The sequence below is a fragment of the Pseudarthrobacter sp. 1C304 genome (assembly GCF_052245515.1).
Lineage (GTDB): Bacteria > Actinomycetota > Actinomycetes > Actinomycetales > Micrococcaceae > Arthrobacter.
In genome coordinates, this window is sequence record NZ_JBQQCH010000002.1 from 222,281 (window position 1) to 236,623 (window position 14,343).

Genomic DNA, 14,343 nt, shown 5'->3' on the forward strand with positions numbered 1-14,343 from the left:
GGCCCGGACGGGCCTGAGGGAGTAGTTTCGTGGCACGCAAAGGCAGCCTGCGCCGTCGGATCGTGCTGCTGCTGACCCTGGCAATGGTCGCCGGCGGGGTCTACACGGCGGTGGCCTTCGTGCAGCGTTCGGAGGTCCTCATTACCGAACGCTGCACGGCGGCCGGTGCCGGCAGCGCCGAACTCGCGACCGACCAGGCCGCGAACGCGGGGCTGATCACCGCCGTCGCCGTCCGCCGCGGGCTCCCGGCCCGCGCCGCCAGTATTGCCCTGGCCACGGCGATGCAGGAATCGAAGATCCGGAACATCGGCCACGGCGACCAGGCCGGTCCGGATTCCCGCGGGCTCTTCCAGCAGCGCCCCTCGCAGGGCTGGGGCACCACGGAACAGGTGATGGACCCGTACCACGCGAGCAACGCCTTCTACGACGCGCTGGTGAAAGTGCCCGGCTACGAGGGCCTGGACATCACTGTCGCCGCGCAGCGCGTCCAGCGCTCCGCGTACCCCGACGCCTACGCACAGCACGAAGTGATGGCCCGGGCCTTCGCCTCGTCCCTGGCCGGTCACACCCCTGCCGGCCTCGACTGCTCGCTGCGCGCCCCCGAGACCGCGGGTGACCCCGCCGCCGTGGAGGATAAGCTGTCGGCTGCGTTCGGCGGCGTGGCCGCCACCACCGAGGGCAGCACCCTGGTGCTGGACGCCGAGGGCGAGATGGCCTGGGCCATGGCCCACTGGGCCGTTGCCAGCGCCAAGGGCCTGTCCATCACGGAAGTCCAGACGGAGGGCCGTGCCTGGATGCGGGAGGACCGCAACGGCTGGCAGCCCTCCGGGGTGCCGGCGGGGCAGGTCCGGATTACGGTCGCCGGTTCAGACGAGTAGGTCCACCACGGGCTGGACGTAACTGCGGAACAGCTCCGGCTGGGACAGCAGGTCCGAACTCATGATGATCTTGTCCGGCTCCAGGTACCACGCCCGGGGCTCCGTGAGGGGCAGTTCAATGATGGTCAGCGTGAAGTCGTTGGCGGCTCGGCCCACCTCGAGCAGCCGGTCATCCACCATGTCCTGCAGCAGCCCCACCCCGCCGGCGGCCTCGCGTTCGGCTTCCAGGGCCAGGTACTCGCCGCGCCGTTCCCGCGCCCAGGACAGGGCGGCACCGAAGTGCGCCTGCAGCACGCGCCGGAGGGCGGGTGAATTGCTGAAGCTGCGGAAGCCGGGCGGGCCCAGTTCCGGCGACATCTCGGGGTGTGCCTTCAGGAGCTGTTCCCACCAGGCTTCCCACTCAGTCTTGAGCGCGCCGAGTCCGCCCACCTCGGCAATGAGATGGGTGTGGTCCGAGGGCCGGATCTTTGGAGCCGCGTGGCACAGGGCCGGGTGCCCGGCACTGTCCAGGCCGGCGGCGTCGCGAATGTACAGTGCAATGAGCATGGGACCCGAAGTGTCCATGGTGATCCGCCAGCCCGGCCCGCCTGTGTGGTGCATCCAATTGCCTCCTTGGCAAGACGTACGTTCCCAGTGTATTCCCGAAGTTAACGCACGTTAATGGCTGCCAGCGTAGCTGGCCAGCCCGGTGAGGTGGGACTCCAACACGTCCCGGCACATCTGTGCTGTCATCCATTCGGGCTGCAGCAGGGCGTGCATGGTGAGCCCGTCGAGGGTGGCCAGCAGTCGTTCCGCCTCGGTCACCAGCCGCTGCTGGTCCTGGGGATCACCGGTGCCGTCCGCTGCGGCGCCGGCCGACAGTTCCATCACCAGGCGGCCCACCACCGCGGCCACGGCGCGGTGGCTCCGGTCGGCTTCGGCGGCCAGGAACGGCTTGGTTCTGGCCGCGTTCTTGAAGGCCATCCAGACGCAGGCATCCACCGCACGTTCCTCGTCGAGCGGTAGCAGCTCGCCCAGCAGGGTTAACACGCCCTGGTGGTGCTCCGGGGTGCCGGGCTCCGCCTCCGCGAGACGGTCGTCGGCGGCCGTCAGCCGGGTCACGATCCGGTCCACGACGACGCCGAAGGAGTGGGCCAGGAGCTCATCACTGCTGGCGAAGTAGTGCCGGACCGACCCGACGGCCAGTTCGGCCTCGTCCGCGACCTCGCGGAGCGAGGCCCGCTCGAGTCCGTCTGCTGCAACGATCCGGAAGACCGCCTCGACCACTTCCTGGCGCCGCAAGGCGGCGTCGACAAATTTGGGCATTCGTCTTTTTTAGCACGGATGTGCCCGAACGGCGCCGGGGCACACCGGCGGGCAGGGGCCTGACCTGCACAAATGCGCACAGTGGTCCGGGCCAGGACGCAAACGACGCCGGCCGCGCACCCCGTGGGGTGAGCGGCCGGCGTCGGACGTGCTTACGCTGCCTGCGGTGTCAGACCGAAGGGTAGTTGCGCTCCGGCTCGCCGATGTAGAGCTGCCGCGGGCGGCCGATCTTGGTGTTGGGGTCGCTGATCATCTCGCGCCACTGGGCAATCCAGCCCGGCAGGCGGCCGATCGCGAAGAGTACGGTGAACATCTTCTCCGGGAAGCCCATGGCCTTGTAGATCAGGCCGGTGTAGAAGTCCACGTTCGGGTAGAGCTTGCGCTGGATGAAGTAGTCATCATTGAGCGCCTTCTCTTCGAGGCGCAGGGCGATGTCGAGCAGCTCGTCGTTGCCGCCGAGCTTGCCGAGGATCTCGTGGGCCGTGGCCTTGACGATCTTGGCGCGCGGGTCGTAGTTCTTGTAGACGCGGTGCCCGAAGCCCATGAGGCGGACGCCGTCTTCCTTGTTCTTGACCTTCTCCATGTAGTCCTCGGGCCTGGTGCCGTCGGCCTGGATCTGGCGCAGCATCTTCAGCACGGCCTCGTTGGCGCCGCCGTGGGCGGGGCCGAAGAGGGCGTTGATACCGGCAGACACAGAGGCGAAGAGGTTCGCGTTGGAGGAACCCACCAGCCGGACCGTGGAGGTGGAGCAGTTCTGCTCGTGGTCGGCGTGCAGGATCAGGAGCAGGTCCAGCGCCTTGGCCACCACCGGGTCCACCTCGTACTGCTCGGCCGGGAGGCCGAAGCTCAGGCGCAGGAAGTTCTCCACGAGGTTGTGGGAGTTGTCCGGGTACAGCATGGGCTGCCCGATGCTCTTCTTCAGGGCGTAGGCCGCGATGACCGGCATCTTGGCGAGCAGGCGGTAAGTGGAAACCTCAACCTGCTCCGCGTTGAAGGGGTCCAGCGAGTCCTGGTAGAACGTGGACAGCGCGGACACGGCCGAGGACAGGACCGGCATCGGGTGCGCGTCGCGCGGGAAGCCGCTGAAGAAGCCCTTCAGCTCTTCGTGCAGCAGGGTGTGGTGGCGGATGCGCTGGTCAAAGGCTTCCAGCTCCGCGGGGCTCGGCAGGTTGCCGTAGATCAGCAGGTAGGAAACTTCCAGGAAGCTTGAGTGCTGGGCGAGCTGCTCGATCGGGTAGCCGCGGTACCGCAGGATACCGGCGTCGCCGTCGATGTAGGTGATCGCGGAGGTGGTTGCCGCGGTGTTCATGAAGCCGGGGTCGAAGGCAACGGCACCGGTCTGCTTCAGCAGCTTGGAAACGTCGTAGCCTTCGTTTCCTTCTACAACCTGGATGCGCGGGAGTTCGAGCTCGCCGCCGGCATGGCGCAGGGTTGCGCTGGTGGTCTCAGTCATGGAGTCTCCTCTGGGGCGTCGGGGCCCCTGTAGAAAGCTGGTCCAACTTCTGGTGAAGCCGCCCACGGAACCTGTTCTAGACACGGATTCCAACGGCTGCGCTGCCTTCTTGTGGAAAGCCACCATTGATAGTCAGTTAAAAACTACCGGCAGTTTCCGGGTGGCACTAATCCAAGGCCCTCCGGAACCGGCCAAAACGCGCCAGTTGTGGTACGGGTCACATCATTGTTATGGCCCTGTGGCCAGGCGGTCCGCCGCGGCGTCGATCCGCTCGTCGCTGGCCGTCAGCGCGACGCGGACGAATCCGTTGCCGGCGTCGCCGTAGAACACGCCCGGGCCGACCACGATCCCGCGGTCCGCGAGCCGTCCCACCGTATCCCAGGTCGCCTCGCCCGCGGTGGCCCAGAGGTACAGCCCGGCCCGGGATTCGTGGATGGCGAGCCCGAAGCGCTCCAGCGCAGGCACGATCCGTTCCCGGCGGCCGCGGTAGAGGTCCTTCTGCGCCTGGACGTGGGCGTCGTCGCCGAGGGCAACCCGCATCGCTTCCTGGACAGGGTACGGAACGATCATGCCGGCGTGCTTGCGGCTGTTGACGAGGTTCGCCATGATGGCCGGATCCCCGGCCACGAAGGCGGCGCGGTAGCCGGCCAGGTTGGACTGTTTGCTCAGCGAGTACACGGCCAGGAGGCCCTCGTGGGAGCCTTCGGCGACCCGGGGGTCCAGGATGCTGGGCACCGGCGTGCCGCCGCGCTGGACGTCCCATTCGCCCCAGCCGAGTTCGGCGTAGCACTCGTCCGAGGCCACGACGGCGCCGAGTTCCCGGGCCTGCCGGACCATCCGGCGCAGCGATGCGGCGTCGCGGACGCTGCCGGTCGGGTTGGCCGGGGAGTTGACCCAGACCAGGCGCACCCGGGCGCGGGTGGCGGCGTCGAGCTCATCCAGGTCGTCCGCGGCGACGTGCTCTGCACCGGCGAACGTGGCGCCGATGTCATAGGTGGGGTACGCCACCGTGGGGCGGACCACGACGTCGCCCGCTTGAAGGCCGAGCAGGAACGGCAGCCAGGCCACCAGTTCCTTGGAACCCACCGTGGGCATGATGTCCCGCGGGTCCAGCCCGGGGACGCCGCGGCGGCGGTCAAACCACGCCGCGATGGCTTCCCGGAGCCCGGCGGTGCCGTGGACCGTGGGGTAGCCGGGGGCGTTGGCCGCCGCGCGAAGGGCCTCCTGCACCACAGCGGGGGTGTCGTCCACCGGGGTCCCGATCGACAGGTTCGCTGCTCCCCCGGGGTGTTCGGCGGCCCTGGCCAGGTACGGCGCCATGGCTTCCCACGGGTAGTCGGGCAGGCTGAGGCCGAAGCTGCGCACCGCAGACGTCACCGGCGGCCCGCCCTAGCTTTCCTGGTTCTGCGGCGGAAGGGCGGCGATCATCGGGTGGTCCGTGTGGGTGTTGCCGACCTTGGCGGCCCCGCCCGGGGAGCCCAGGTCGTCGAAGAACTCAACGTTGGCCTTGTAGTAGTCGGCCCATTCCTCCGGGGTGTCGTCCTCGTAGTAGATGGCCTCCACGGGGCAGACCGGCTCACAGGCACCGCAGTCCACGCACTCGTCGGGGTGGATATACAGGGAGCGCTCACCCTCATAGATGCAATCGACGGGGCACTCTTCAATACATGCCTTGTCCTTGACATCTACACACGGCTGCGCGATTACGTACGTCACGTCCCTGGCCTCTCCACGTTGGTTCCGGCCTCGGCCGGATAACTGCTCCCGGCCTGAGCGCCGGCTGCTGACTTCTGAGCCTATTATCTCCCAGCCTGTTCCCGCGAACCTAGCCGGGCGTCACACGGGTCCGCACTCGTGGATCCGCCGCGCCTAGGATGAACAGGTGAGTACCCCAACGCCCCTCCCGCCCCTGCCGCCCCAGGCCTTTCTGGCTGCTGCGGAGCTGGGCACCCGCGTGGTGGTCCGGTACAAGATCGAAGGCGGGATGACGGACGCCCTGGGTGAGCTCGTTGCCCGCACCGCCGGTGAGTGCACCGTGCGCACCCGGCGCTCCGACGTCGTGATCCCCTTCCCGCTGGTGGTGGCCGCCAAGGAGGTCCCGCCGGCCCCGCCCCGCCGCAGCCCCCGCCCCGGCGGACATGCCCTCCCCTGACCCCTGCCGGCGGACATGCCCTCCCCTGCACTCGGCGCGTGGACATAACGCCGCTATGCCCGTTCTTCACCGCCAGCACTGGACATGATCCCCGGTCACGGATGCCGCCCGCGGGACATGTCCAGTGGTGGCCGCGGGAGTCTGCACATGTTCCCCCGGCCATCCGTGACACCCGGGGAGCATGTCCAGCCTTAGGCCGCGGCAGAGAGCGTGTTCAGTGTTTCGCGGACCATGGCGATGAACTCGTCCGGCCGGTTCAGGAGCAGCCCGTAACTGACCACAAGCGTCGGCACGCCCAGCCGGGTTGTGACGTTCCACCGGCGCCGGTCTTCCTCGAAGCTCGTCCGGTCCATGTGGTATTTCGCACCGTCGGTCTCAATGCCGAGCCTGCCGTCAACCATGAGATCAAGGTGGCCCATTCCGGGGATGTTGACTTGGGATTCAACATGGAACCCCGCCCTCCGCAGCCAGTACCGGGCCATGCACTCGATGATGGACTGCGACTGGGGAACGATGCTCTGCACCAGTCGCCGTTCCCGGGCATCGTTGCGCCCGGCCAGCCGGTGCCGCAGTTCGGAGAAGGTGACGCCCTTGACGACGACGGCTGACTCGGCAATGACGAGGGCGTCTAGTTCCGGCAGGCACCGAAGGCTTTGCACGATGGTGTCCAGCAGGGTGGGCGGCGCGGCGGACCGGTGGCACACAAATCCTGGATAGTGCCGGCTGTGAGGGACCGCGACATGCGGCAGCGGCGGAGGCTGAAGCACCCAAAGGCCCCGGAGCTGTGCTGCCGTGACGCAGGCCGGCTCGGCTGGCAGAGAGCGGATGGCGACCAGCTGGGCATCGGCATCCGGAACCGCGTAGACACCCCGGGCCACGCGGGCGACATCCCCGCGGGCCAACGCAGACTTGAGCTGGAAATCCGAAACTCCCGCGGCAGCGAGATGCTTGGCGCGGGCGACGCCGTCGTACCTGGCAATCACTTCGATGACATTGACCATGCGGCCATCCTGCCCGCGGCACATGCAGCCGGCACAGGGCCCGGCTTCGCTATGTGCAAAAGGCATGCCCGGTTTTGCGGGCAGATCCGGGACATGTCCCCTTCCGGGGGAAATTAGGCCCTCCGCCGGCGCACCGGGCATGCCCTGTGGCTATGGCCGCGGACGGACATAATGCCGTGATGCGCACTCGGAGGGTCCAGAAATGGGCATGTCCCCCGGGGTGACTGTAGCCAGCAATTGGGCATGCCCCGCTCCTGTGGCCGCGGACGGACATGGTGCCATTATGCGCACCCGCCCGGTCCAAAAATGGGCATGTCCCCCGGGGGGGGAGGTCAAAGAATGGGCATGTCCCCCGGGGTGGTTAGGTGCGGGCCGGGCGGTAGCGCCGAACCCACGCCAGGAGGACGAGTGTGACCACTGCGATGCCGTAGATCCAGACGGTCCCGGCCAGGTCCCCGATAATCAGGCGCTTGCCGTTCCCGAGGGCGGACCACCAGCCCGCCAGGGCGTAGCAGAGGATGCCGCAGACCGCCGTCGGGAGCAGGGAACGGAACGCGGCGCCGAGCCACAGCTCCACAGCGCCGAGCAGCACCAGGGCCGCGGCCGCACCCCAGGGCACCTCGACGCCGGCAACCAGGAAGTCCCGCCCGTGCAGCATGGTGCCTGCCAGGGCAGCAAAAAGAGCTGCCGGTACGGCGGCGGCAATACCGCCTGCCGTACCGGCAGCTCTCTTATTCACAAACGATCCGTTGGTTCAGCGAACGCGGGAGACTAGACCTTCGCGCGGGCGCGGTTGGCCTTGGCACGCTCGTTGGTGTCCAGGATGACCTTGCGGATGCGGATGGCGTCCGGGGTCACCTCAACGCACTCGTCCTCGCGGGCGAATTCGAGGGACTCTTCGAGGGTCAGGTCGCGCGGCGGCGTCAGGTTCTCGAAGGTGTCCGAGGAAGCGGCACGCATGTTGGTGAGCTTCTTTTCCTTCGTGATGTTGACGTCCATGTCGTCGGCGCGGGAGTTCTCGCCGACGATCATGCCCTCGTACACCTCGGAGGTCGGCTTCACGAAGAAGGAGCCGCGTTCCTGCAGGTTGATCATGGCGAACGGCGTCACAACACCGGCGCGGTCGGCGATCATCGAACCGTTGGTGCGGTACTCGATGGGGCCGGCCCACGGCTCGTAGCCCTCGGAGATCGAGGCTGCGATGCCGGCGCCGCGGGTGTCGGTCAGGAACTTGGTGCGGAAACCGATCAGGCCACGGGCCGGAACGATGAACTCCATGCGGCACCAGCCGGTGCCGTGGTTCGCCATGTTGGTCATGCGGCCCTTGCGGGCAGCCATGAGCTGCGTGACGGCGCCGAGGTACTCTTCCGGCACGTCGATGGTCATGTGCTCCATCGGCTCGTGGACCTTGCCGTCGACGGTCTTGGTGACAACCTGCGGCTTGCCGACGGTCAGTTCGAAGCCTTCGCGGCGCATCTGCTCAACCAGGATGGCCAGCGCGAGCTCGCCACGGCCCTGGACTTCCCAGGCGTCGGGACGCTCGGTGGGGAGAACCTTGATGGAGACGTTACCGATCAGTTCCTTGTCCAGACGGTCCTTGACCTGGCGGGCGGTAACCTTGGCGCCCTTGACCTTGCCGGCCAGCGGCGAGGTGTTGATACCGATGGTCATGGAGATCGCGGGATCGTCCACGGTGATCAGCGGCAGCGGCTGCGGGTTCTCGGCGTCGGTCAGGGTCTCACCAATGGTGATTTCCTCGATACCGGCGACGGCGACGATCTCGCCGGGGCCGGCGGACTCGGCCGGAACACGGTCCAGCGCCTTGGTGGCCAGCAGTTCGGTGATCTTGACGTTCTTCAGCTCACCGTTGGCACGTGCCCAGGCAACGGTCTGGCCCTTGCGCAGGGTGCCGTTGTAGATGCGCAGCAGCGCCAGGCGGCCGAGGAACGGGGAGGCGTCCAGGTTGGTGACGTGCGCCTGCAGGACACCTTCCGGGTTGTAGGTGGGCGCCGGGATGTGCTCGATGATGGCCTGGAACAGGGGCTCCAGGTCCTCGTTCTCCGGGGCGGTGCCGTCGGCGGGCTGCTCGAGGGAGGCGCGGCCGACCTTGGCAGCGGCGTAGACGACGGGGACGTTGAGGATCTTGTCCAGGTCGAGGTCCGGAACTTCGTCGGCGAGGTCGGAGGCCAGGCCCAGGAGCAGGTCCATGGACTCGTGCACAACTTCTTCGATCCGGGCGTCGGGACGGTCGGTCTTGTTGACCAGGAGGATCACCGGCAGGTGGGCCGCGAGGGCCTTGCGGAGGACGAAGCGGGTCTGGGGCAGCGGGCCCTCAGAGGCGTCAACGAGGAGGACAACGCCGTCGACCATGGACAGGCCGCGCTCCACCTCGCCGCCGAAGTCGGCGTGGCCGGGGGTGTCGATGACGTTGATGGTGATGGTCTCGCCGTTGGAGGACGGTCCGTTGTAGGCCACGGTGGTGTTCTTGGCCAGGATGGTGATGCCCTTTTCACGCTCGAGGTCACCGGAGTCCATGACGCGGTCTTCGAGGTGGTTGTGCTCGGCAAAGGAGTTGGTCTGCTTGAGCATGGCGTCGACCAGAGTGGTCTTGCCGTGGTCAACGTGGGCCACGATCGCGACGTTGCGCAGGTCACTGCGCGATGCAGTGGCTACCGCAGTGTTGGTGGTGGTTTCAGACATGCGTTATTGCTCGATTCAGTGGTGAAGTCAGCTGTTGTATCGCGACATTTCCAACCGGAACGCACGACGGATACGCCCCTTTGGCACAGGGCACCTTCATCCATTCTAAACGCTAGGGCTTTTGTTGGCCTAAAACCGGCATTCCGCGCGGACCTGCCCGGGCCGTCAGGGCGGGAGTTCGGCCGCAAAATTGTGAGCAAACTCACTGGATTTTCCGGCACCGATGCACCATCATGGCTCTGACAGCAAGCCAGCACGGAGAACATCAATGCGCAATGCCACGGCACTGTTCCGCTGGGCCGCACCGATGATTGCCGTAGGCATCCTGGTTGGCGGCTGCGGACAGCTCCCCACCACCCGCACGGCCGACGGCGGCGCGCCACCGGCGGGCGGGCTCCACGGCCAGGCTGTCCCCGCGCCCGCCGGCGCCCCCGGCAAGCCCATGGCCGCCGGTTCCGCAGGCAGCGGAAAACTGCCCCTGCCGGCCGCGCCGGAGACCATGCCGGCAGGCACCGTCATCCGGAATCCCGCCAACGGCCGCAAGGAGGTGGTGGTGCAGGACATCGCCAGGACTGCGGTGCTGATCGGCGACTCCCAGTCCGAGCCGGATGACTCCTGGCCCCGCCGCGCCTTGGCGGGCCTGGGCTACGCCGTCCACTTCTGCGGCCGGGGCGGCACCGGATTCGTCGCCTCCAACGGCACCACCGGCAATTACATCGACGCCCTGCAGCGCGGCGACTGGCTGCTCCCCTACGGCGCGCCGCCCCTTGTCGTTATTGCGGGCGGCGGCAACGACGCCTCCCGCGGCGCCACGGACCAGCAGATCACGGCCAACGCCGAACGGCTGATTGCCAGCGTCCGGCAGCGCTACCCGGGGGCCAAGATGGCCATGGTGGGGACCCTCGCCCGCGGCGCCGCCAACGGCGGCGGGCGCCGCACCGAGGTGGATGCGCTGCTGGGCGAGGTGGCGGCCCGGCATGCCATTGCCTTCGTGGGCGTCGGGGACTGGCTGACGCGCTACAACCTCACCGGCTTCATGGCCGACGACGTCCACATGGGTCCCGGGGGCCACGCGGCGCTGGGTTCCCTGCTGGGCCGCCGGCTGGACGAACTCGGCTTCCGCTCCCCCGGCGCCTGAAACGGCAAGAGCCGGTGTCCACCCTGCGGGGCGGACACCGGCTCTTGGCCACTCAGTGATCAGGCGGAGCCCGTCAGCCGGTCAGGCCACTTCCGGGGGCAGCATCAGGCGTGCACCCGGGATCGCATTGAGCAGCGCCTTGGTGTAGTCCCGCTGCGGAGCCTCGAAGACGTCGTCGGTTGAACCGGTCTCCACCAGCTTGCCCTTCTCCATAACGCACACGTGATCGGCAATTTGCCGGACCACCGCGAGGTCATGGGTGATGAACAGGTAGGTCAGGCCCAGCCGGGACTGCAGCTCGGCCAGGAGGTTCAGCACCTGCGCCTGCACCAGCACGTCCAGCGCAGACACGGCCTCGTCACAGATGATCACCTCGGGATCAAGTGCCAGGGCGCGTGCGATCGCGACGCGCTGACGCTGCCCGCCCGAGAGCTCATTCGGGTACCGCTGCATGGTGGACTGCGGCAGCGACACCTGGTCCAGCAGCTCGCGGACCTTCTTCTCGCGGCTGGCCTTGTCCCCGATCTTGTGGACCCGCAGCGGCTCCTCGATGGTCCGGTAGATGTTGTACATCGGGTCCAGGGAACCGTAGGGGTCCTGGAAGATCGGCTGCACCCGGCGGCGGAACGCGAAGATCTCCTTGGTGTTCAGCGCCGAGGTGTCCACACCGTCGAAGATGATCTTGCCGGAGGTCGGCTCCAGCAGGTTCAGCACCATCTGGGCCACGGTGGACTTGCCGGAACCGGACTCGCCCACAATCGCCGTCGTGGTGCCGCGCTTGACGTTGAAGGAGACGTCGTCGACGGCGGTGAAGTCGGTGGACTTCCCGAACCCGGCGCGGAGCTTGAAGACCTTGCTCAGGTTCTGGATCTGCAGCACGTCTTCGGTCATGGCCGGTTCCGCCGCGGCGGAACCGCGGGGGGCCAGCACCTCGTCCGTGGAGACGCCGAGTTCCTTGGCCACCTGGATGCGCCGTGACGCCAGCGACGGCGCCGAGGCCACCAGCCGCTGCGTGTAGGGGTGCTGCGGGTTCTGCAGCAGCTCCAGCGACGGACCGGCTTCGACGACGTTGCCGCGGTACATGACCACAACCTTGTCGGCACGCTCGGCGGCAAGGCCGAGGTCGTGGGTGATGAGCAGCACCGAGGTGCCCAGCTCGTCGGTCATCTTTTCGAGGTGGTCCAGAATCTGGCGCTGCACGGTGACGTCCAGGGCCGACGTCGGCTCATCGGCGATGAGCAGGCGCGGCTGGCAGGACAGGCCGATGGCGATCAGGGCGCGCTGGCGCATGCCGCCGGAGAACTCGTGCGGGTACTGCTTGGCCCGCCGGCCGGCGTCCGGCAACCCGGCCTGCGCCAGGACCTTGGCGACGTCGTCCGGGCCGCTGGGGCGGCCGTTGGCCTTCAGCGTCTCCTTGACCTGGTCGCCGATCTTCCAGACCGGGTTCAGGTTGGACATGGGGTCCTGCGGGACCATGCCGATGATGTTGCCGCGCAGTTCGATCATGCGCTTCTCGGACGCATGGGCGATGTCTTCGCCGTCGAGCAGGATCTGCCCGCCGGCCACGCGGCCGTTGCCGGGCAGCAGGCCGATGGCGGCCAGCGCCGTCGTCGACTTGCCGGACCCGGACTCGCCCACAATGGCGACCGTCTCGCCGGGCATGATGGTCAGGTGTGCGTTCCGCACGGCCTGGACCTCGCCGCTGCCGGTCTTGAAGGAGATCGCAAGATCGCGGATTTCCAGCAGGGGCCGGCCGGCCGGGGTTCCGGCCTCTGCAATAGTGACGTCGGAAGTTGTCATGTTTGCCTCCTTCATCGCTGACGGCTCTTCGGGTCGAGCGCATCACGCAGGGCGTCGCCCAGCATGATGAAGCTCAACACGGTGATGGACAGGGCTGTTGCCGGGTACAGCAGGACAGCCGGGTTGGTGCGGATGGACGCCTGCGCGGCGGAGATGTCATTGCCCCACGACATGACGGAGCCGGGCATGCCGATTCCGAGGAACGAGAGCGTGGCTTCGGCCACGATGAACACACCGAGTTCCATGGTGGCGAGCACAATGATCGGGGCCAGCGCGTTCGGCAGCACGTGGCTGACGAGTGACCCGATGCGGGAGACACCGAGCGAACGCGCGGCCGTCACGAAGTCGGCGTTGCGCACCTCGATAACGGCGCCGCGGGTGATGCGGGCCATCTGCGGCCAGCCGAGCACCACCAGCACCAGGACCACTGTCCCCACGCCCCTGTTTTCCCGCATGAGCGGCAGCTGGGTGAGGACCAGGGCGCCGAGGACGATCGGCAGGGCGAAGAAGATGTCGCCGAGGCGGGCGATCACGGTGTCTACCCAGCCGCCGAAGAAGCCGGCGAGGGCGCCGAGGGTGACGCCGATGATCAGCACGGAGATTACGGAGAACACACCCACCATGAGCGAGGCCTGCGTGCCGTGGATGATGCGCGAGTAGATGTCGCAGCCCTGGAAGGTGAACCCGAGGGGGTGTCCTTCCGTGGGCGCGCCGTTGGAGTTTGCCAGCTCGCAGCCATTGTCCGGGGCCACCTGGGTGAACAGCCCGGGGAAGACCGCCACCACGATGATCAGCGCGATCATGATCGCGGAGATGATGAACAGCGGACGACGGCGGAGCTTGCGCCACGCGTCGGCCCAGAGGCTCAGCGGGGCGTCGTCGACCTTGACGGCATCCGTTGCCAGCAGAGGGGTCTCCTCCACCGGGGCAACGTAGTGCTCGGATATGCGGTTAGTTTTCATAGCGGATCCTCGGGTCAAGCCAGGCGTACAGCAGATCGACCAACAGGTTGGCGAGCACGAAGACCAGCACCAGGACGCTCACAATGGCGACGACGGTGGGGCCTTCACTTCGGAGAATGGCCTGGTACAGCTTCTGGCCAACGCCGGGGACATTGAAGATGGCCTCGGTGACGATCGCGCCGCCCATCAGGGCGCCCAGGCTTGCGCCGAGGTACGTGATGACGGGGATCAGCGAGTTGCGCAGGACGTGGGTCATGACCACCTGGCGGCGGGCCAGGCCCTTGGCGGTGGCGGTGCGGACGTAGTCGGCGTTCATGTTCTCGATGACGGACGCACGGGTCAGCCGCAGCACGTAGGCGAAGGACACCAGGCCGAGGACCACGGCCGGAAGGATCAGGCTCCCCCACGTGACGTTGGAGCCGACCGTGGGTTTGGCCCACCCCAGCTGGACCCCGATCAGCAGCTGCAGCGCGAAGCCGAGCACGAAGGTGGGGATGGCGATGACGACGAGCGAGAGCACGAGGACCGTGCTGTCGAAGAAGCCGCCCTTGCGCAGACCGGCGACCAGGCCGAAGGCGATGCCGAACACGCCCTGGATGATGAGGGCCTCGATGGCAAGCATGGCCGTGACGGGGAAGACCCGGGCCAGGGTGTCGGCGATGGGCTGGCCGGTGAAGTCGACGCCGAGGTTAAAGGTAAAGAGGTTCTTGAGGAACAGCCCGTACTGGACCCAGAAGGGCTCGTCCAGGTTGTACTGCTGGCGCAGCTGGGCGATGACCGCCTCGCTCGGCGGGCGGTCGCCGAAGAGCGCGCGGATGGGATCGCCGGGTAGGGCGAAAACCATGAAGTAGACGAGCAGGGTGGTTCCGAGGAAGACCGGAATGACCTGCAGCAGGCGCCGGAGGACGAACTGGATCACAGCAGCTCCTCCGGTGAAGTGGTGGAACGAAGGGG

14 protein-coding genes are annotated in these 14,343 nt (G+C 67.5%); 3 read left to right on the plus strand and 11 right to left on the minus strand.

What is annotated here, in order from left to right:
• Window positions 1-29 precede the first annotated feature (29 nt).
• The gene (locus tag ACTWQD_RS05055; protein ID WP_443195085.1) at window positions 30-878 is read left to right on the plus strand and encodes a hypothetical protein; all 849 of its coding nucleotides are present in this window, start codon (window positions 30-32) and stop codon (window positions 876-878) included.
• Here ACTWQD_RS05055 and ACTWQD_RS05060 read toward each other — a convergent pair.
• The 5 genes from ACTWQD_RS05060 to fdxA all read right to left on the minus strand — a co-directional run bounded on the left by ACTWQD_RS05060 (window position 867) and on the right by fdxA (window position 5,352).
• Complete coding sequence (locus ACTWQD_RS05060) at window positions 867-1,478, minus strand: hypothetical protein (RefSeq protein ID WP_443195086.1); 612 nt, start codon at window positions 1,476-1,478, stop codon at window positions 867-869. The two genes, ACTWQD_RS05055 and ACTWQD_RS05060, sit on opposite strands and share 12 nt — an antisense overlap.
• Window positions 1,479-1,535: 57 nt before the next feature.
• A complete protein-coding gene (locus tag ACTWQD_RS05065) occupies window positions 1,536-2,183 on the minus strand; it encodes a TetR/AcrR family transcriptional regulator (protein ID WP_443195087.1) in 648 nt (215 codons plus the stop codon).
• Between the two features lie 169 nt (window positions 2,184-2,352).
• Complete coding sequence (locus ACTWQD_RS05070; RefSeq protein ID WP_443195088.1) at window positions 2,353-3,636, minus strand: citrate synthase; 1,284 nt, start codon at window positions 3,634-3,636, stop codon at window positions 2,353-2,355.
• Window positions 3,637-3,864: 228 nt separating this feature from the next.
• Entirely contained in the window at window positions 3,865-5,013 is a 1,149-nt protein-coding gene (dapC, locus tag ACTWQD_RS05075) for a succinyldiaminopimelate transaminase (protein ID WP_443195089.1), read from the minus strand.
• Window positions 5,014-5,025: 12 nt separating this feature from the next.
• Window positions 5,026-5,352, minus strand: coding sequence for a ferredoxin (gene fdxA, locus ACTWQD_RS05080; RefSeq protein WP_226762298.1), 327 nt, complete (start codon window positions 5,350-5,352; stop codon window positions 5,026-5,028).
• Window positions 5,353-5,518: 166 nt separating this feature from the next.
• Here fdxA and ACTWQD_RS05085 point away from each other — a divergent pair, with 166 nt between their 5' ends.
• The gene (locus ACTWQD_RS05085; protein WP_443195090.1) at window positions 5,519-5,788 is read left to right on the plus strand and encodes a putative acetyltransferase; all 270 of its coding nucleotides are present in this window, start codon (window positions 5,519-5,521) and stop codon (window positions 5,786-5,788) included.
• 191 nt (window positions 5,789-5,979) lie between these two features.
• Here the strand turns inward: ACTWQD_RS05085 and ACTWQD_RS05090 are convergent, their stop codons facing one another.
• The 3 genes from ACTWQD_RS05090 to typA form a co-directional block, all read right to left on the minus strand.
• Window positions 5,980-6,789, minus strand: a complete 810-nt coding sequence (locus ACTWQD_RS05090) for a type IV toxin-antitoxin system AbiEi family antitoxin domain-containing protein (protein ID WP_443195091.1) — start codon at window positions 6,787-6,789, stop codon at window positions 5,980-5,982.
• Window positions 6,790-7,150: 361 nt separating this feature from the next.
• Entirely contained in the window at window positions 7,151-7,528 is a 378-nt protein-coding gene (locus ACTWQD_RS05095) for a hypothetical protein (protein ID WP_443195092.1), read from the minus strand.
• 32 nt (window positions 7,529-7,560) lie between these two features.
• Entirely contained in the window at window positions 7,561-9,489 is a 1,929-nt protein-coding gene (gene typA / locus ACTWQD_RS05100) for a translational GTPase TypA (RefSeq protein WP_443195093.1), read from the minus strand.
• Window positions 9,490-9,757: 268 nt separating this feature from the next.
• Between typA and ACTWQD_RS05105 the strand changes: the two genes are divergently transcribed.
• Window positions 9,758-10,627: an SGNH/GDSL hydrolase family protein gene (locus ACTWQD_RS05105; RefSeq protein ID WP_443195094.1), complete on the plus strand. Its 870-nt coding sequence runs from the start codon at window positions 9,758-9,760 to the stop codon at window positions 10,625-10,627.
• Between the two features lie 81 nt (window positions 10,628-10,708).
• Here ACTWQD_RS05105 and ACTWQD_RS05110 read toward each other — a convergent pair whose 3' ends face one another.
• Genes ACTWQD_RS05110 through ACTWQD_RS05120 form a run of 3 tightly spaced genes read right to left on the minus strand, consistent with a single transcriptional unit; the run spans window position 10,709 to window position 14,308 of the window.
• Window positions 10,709-12,427, minus strand: a complete 1,719-nt coding sequence (locus ACTWQD_RS05110) for a dipeptide ABC transporter ATP-binding protein (protein WP_443195095.1) — start codon at window positions 12,425-12,427, stop codon at window positions 10,709-10,711.
• 11 nt (window positions 12,428-12,438) lie between these two features.
• Window positions 12,439-13,389, minus strand: coding sequence for an ABC transporter permease (locus tag ACTWQD_RS05115; protein ID WP_443195096.1), 951 nt, complete (start codon window positions 13,387-13,389; stop codon window positions 12,439-12,441).
• Window positions 13,379-14,308, minus strand: coding sequence for an ABC transporter permease (locus ACTWQD_RS05120; protein ID WP_443195097.1), 930 nt, complete (start codon window positions 14,306-14,308; stop codon window positions 13,379-13,381). The genes ACTWQD_RS05115 and ACTWQD_RS05120 overlap by 11 nt, the downstream gene beginning before the upstream one ends.
• Window positions 14,309-14,343 lie beyond the last annotated feature (35 nt).

Excerpts from the sequence above, each read along its gene's own strand:
- typA (WP_443195093.1), bottom strand. The coding sequence starts at position 9,489 with ATGTCTGAAACCACCACCAACACTGCGGTAGCCACTGCATCGCGCAGT.
- ACTWQD_RS05090 (WP_443195091.1), bottom strand. The coding sequence starts at position 6,789 with ATGGTCAATGTCATCGAAGTGATTGCCAGGTACGACGGCGTCGCCCGC.
- ACTWQD_RS05065 (WP_443195087.1), bottom strand. The coding sequence starts at position 2,183 with ATGCCCAAATTTGTCGACGCCGCCTTGCGGCGCCAGGAAGTGGTCGAG.
- ACTWQD_RS05060 (WP_443195086.1), bottom strand. The coding sequence starts at position 1,478 with ATGCACCACACAGGCGGGCCGGGCTGGCGGATCACCATGGACACTTCG.
- ACTWQD_RS05115 (WP_443195096.1), bottom strand. The coding sequence starts at position 13,389 with ATGAAAACTAACCGCATATCCGAGCACTACGTTGCCCCGGTGGAGGAG.
- ACTWQD_RS05110 (WP_443195095.1), bottom strand. The coding sequence starts at position 12,427 with ATGACAACTTCCGACGTCACTATTGCAGAGGCCGGAACCCCGGCCGGC.
- ACTWQD_RS05105 (WP_443195094.1), top strand. The coding sequence starts at position 9,758 with ATGCGCAATGCCACGGCACTGTTCCGCTGGGCCGCACCGATGATTGCC.
- ACTWQD_RS05070 (WP_443195088.1), bottom strand. The coding sequence starts at position 3,636 with ATGACTGAGACCACCAGCGCAACCCTGCGCCATGCCGGCGGCGAGCTC.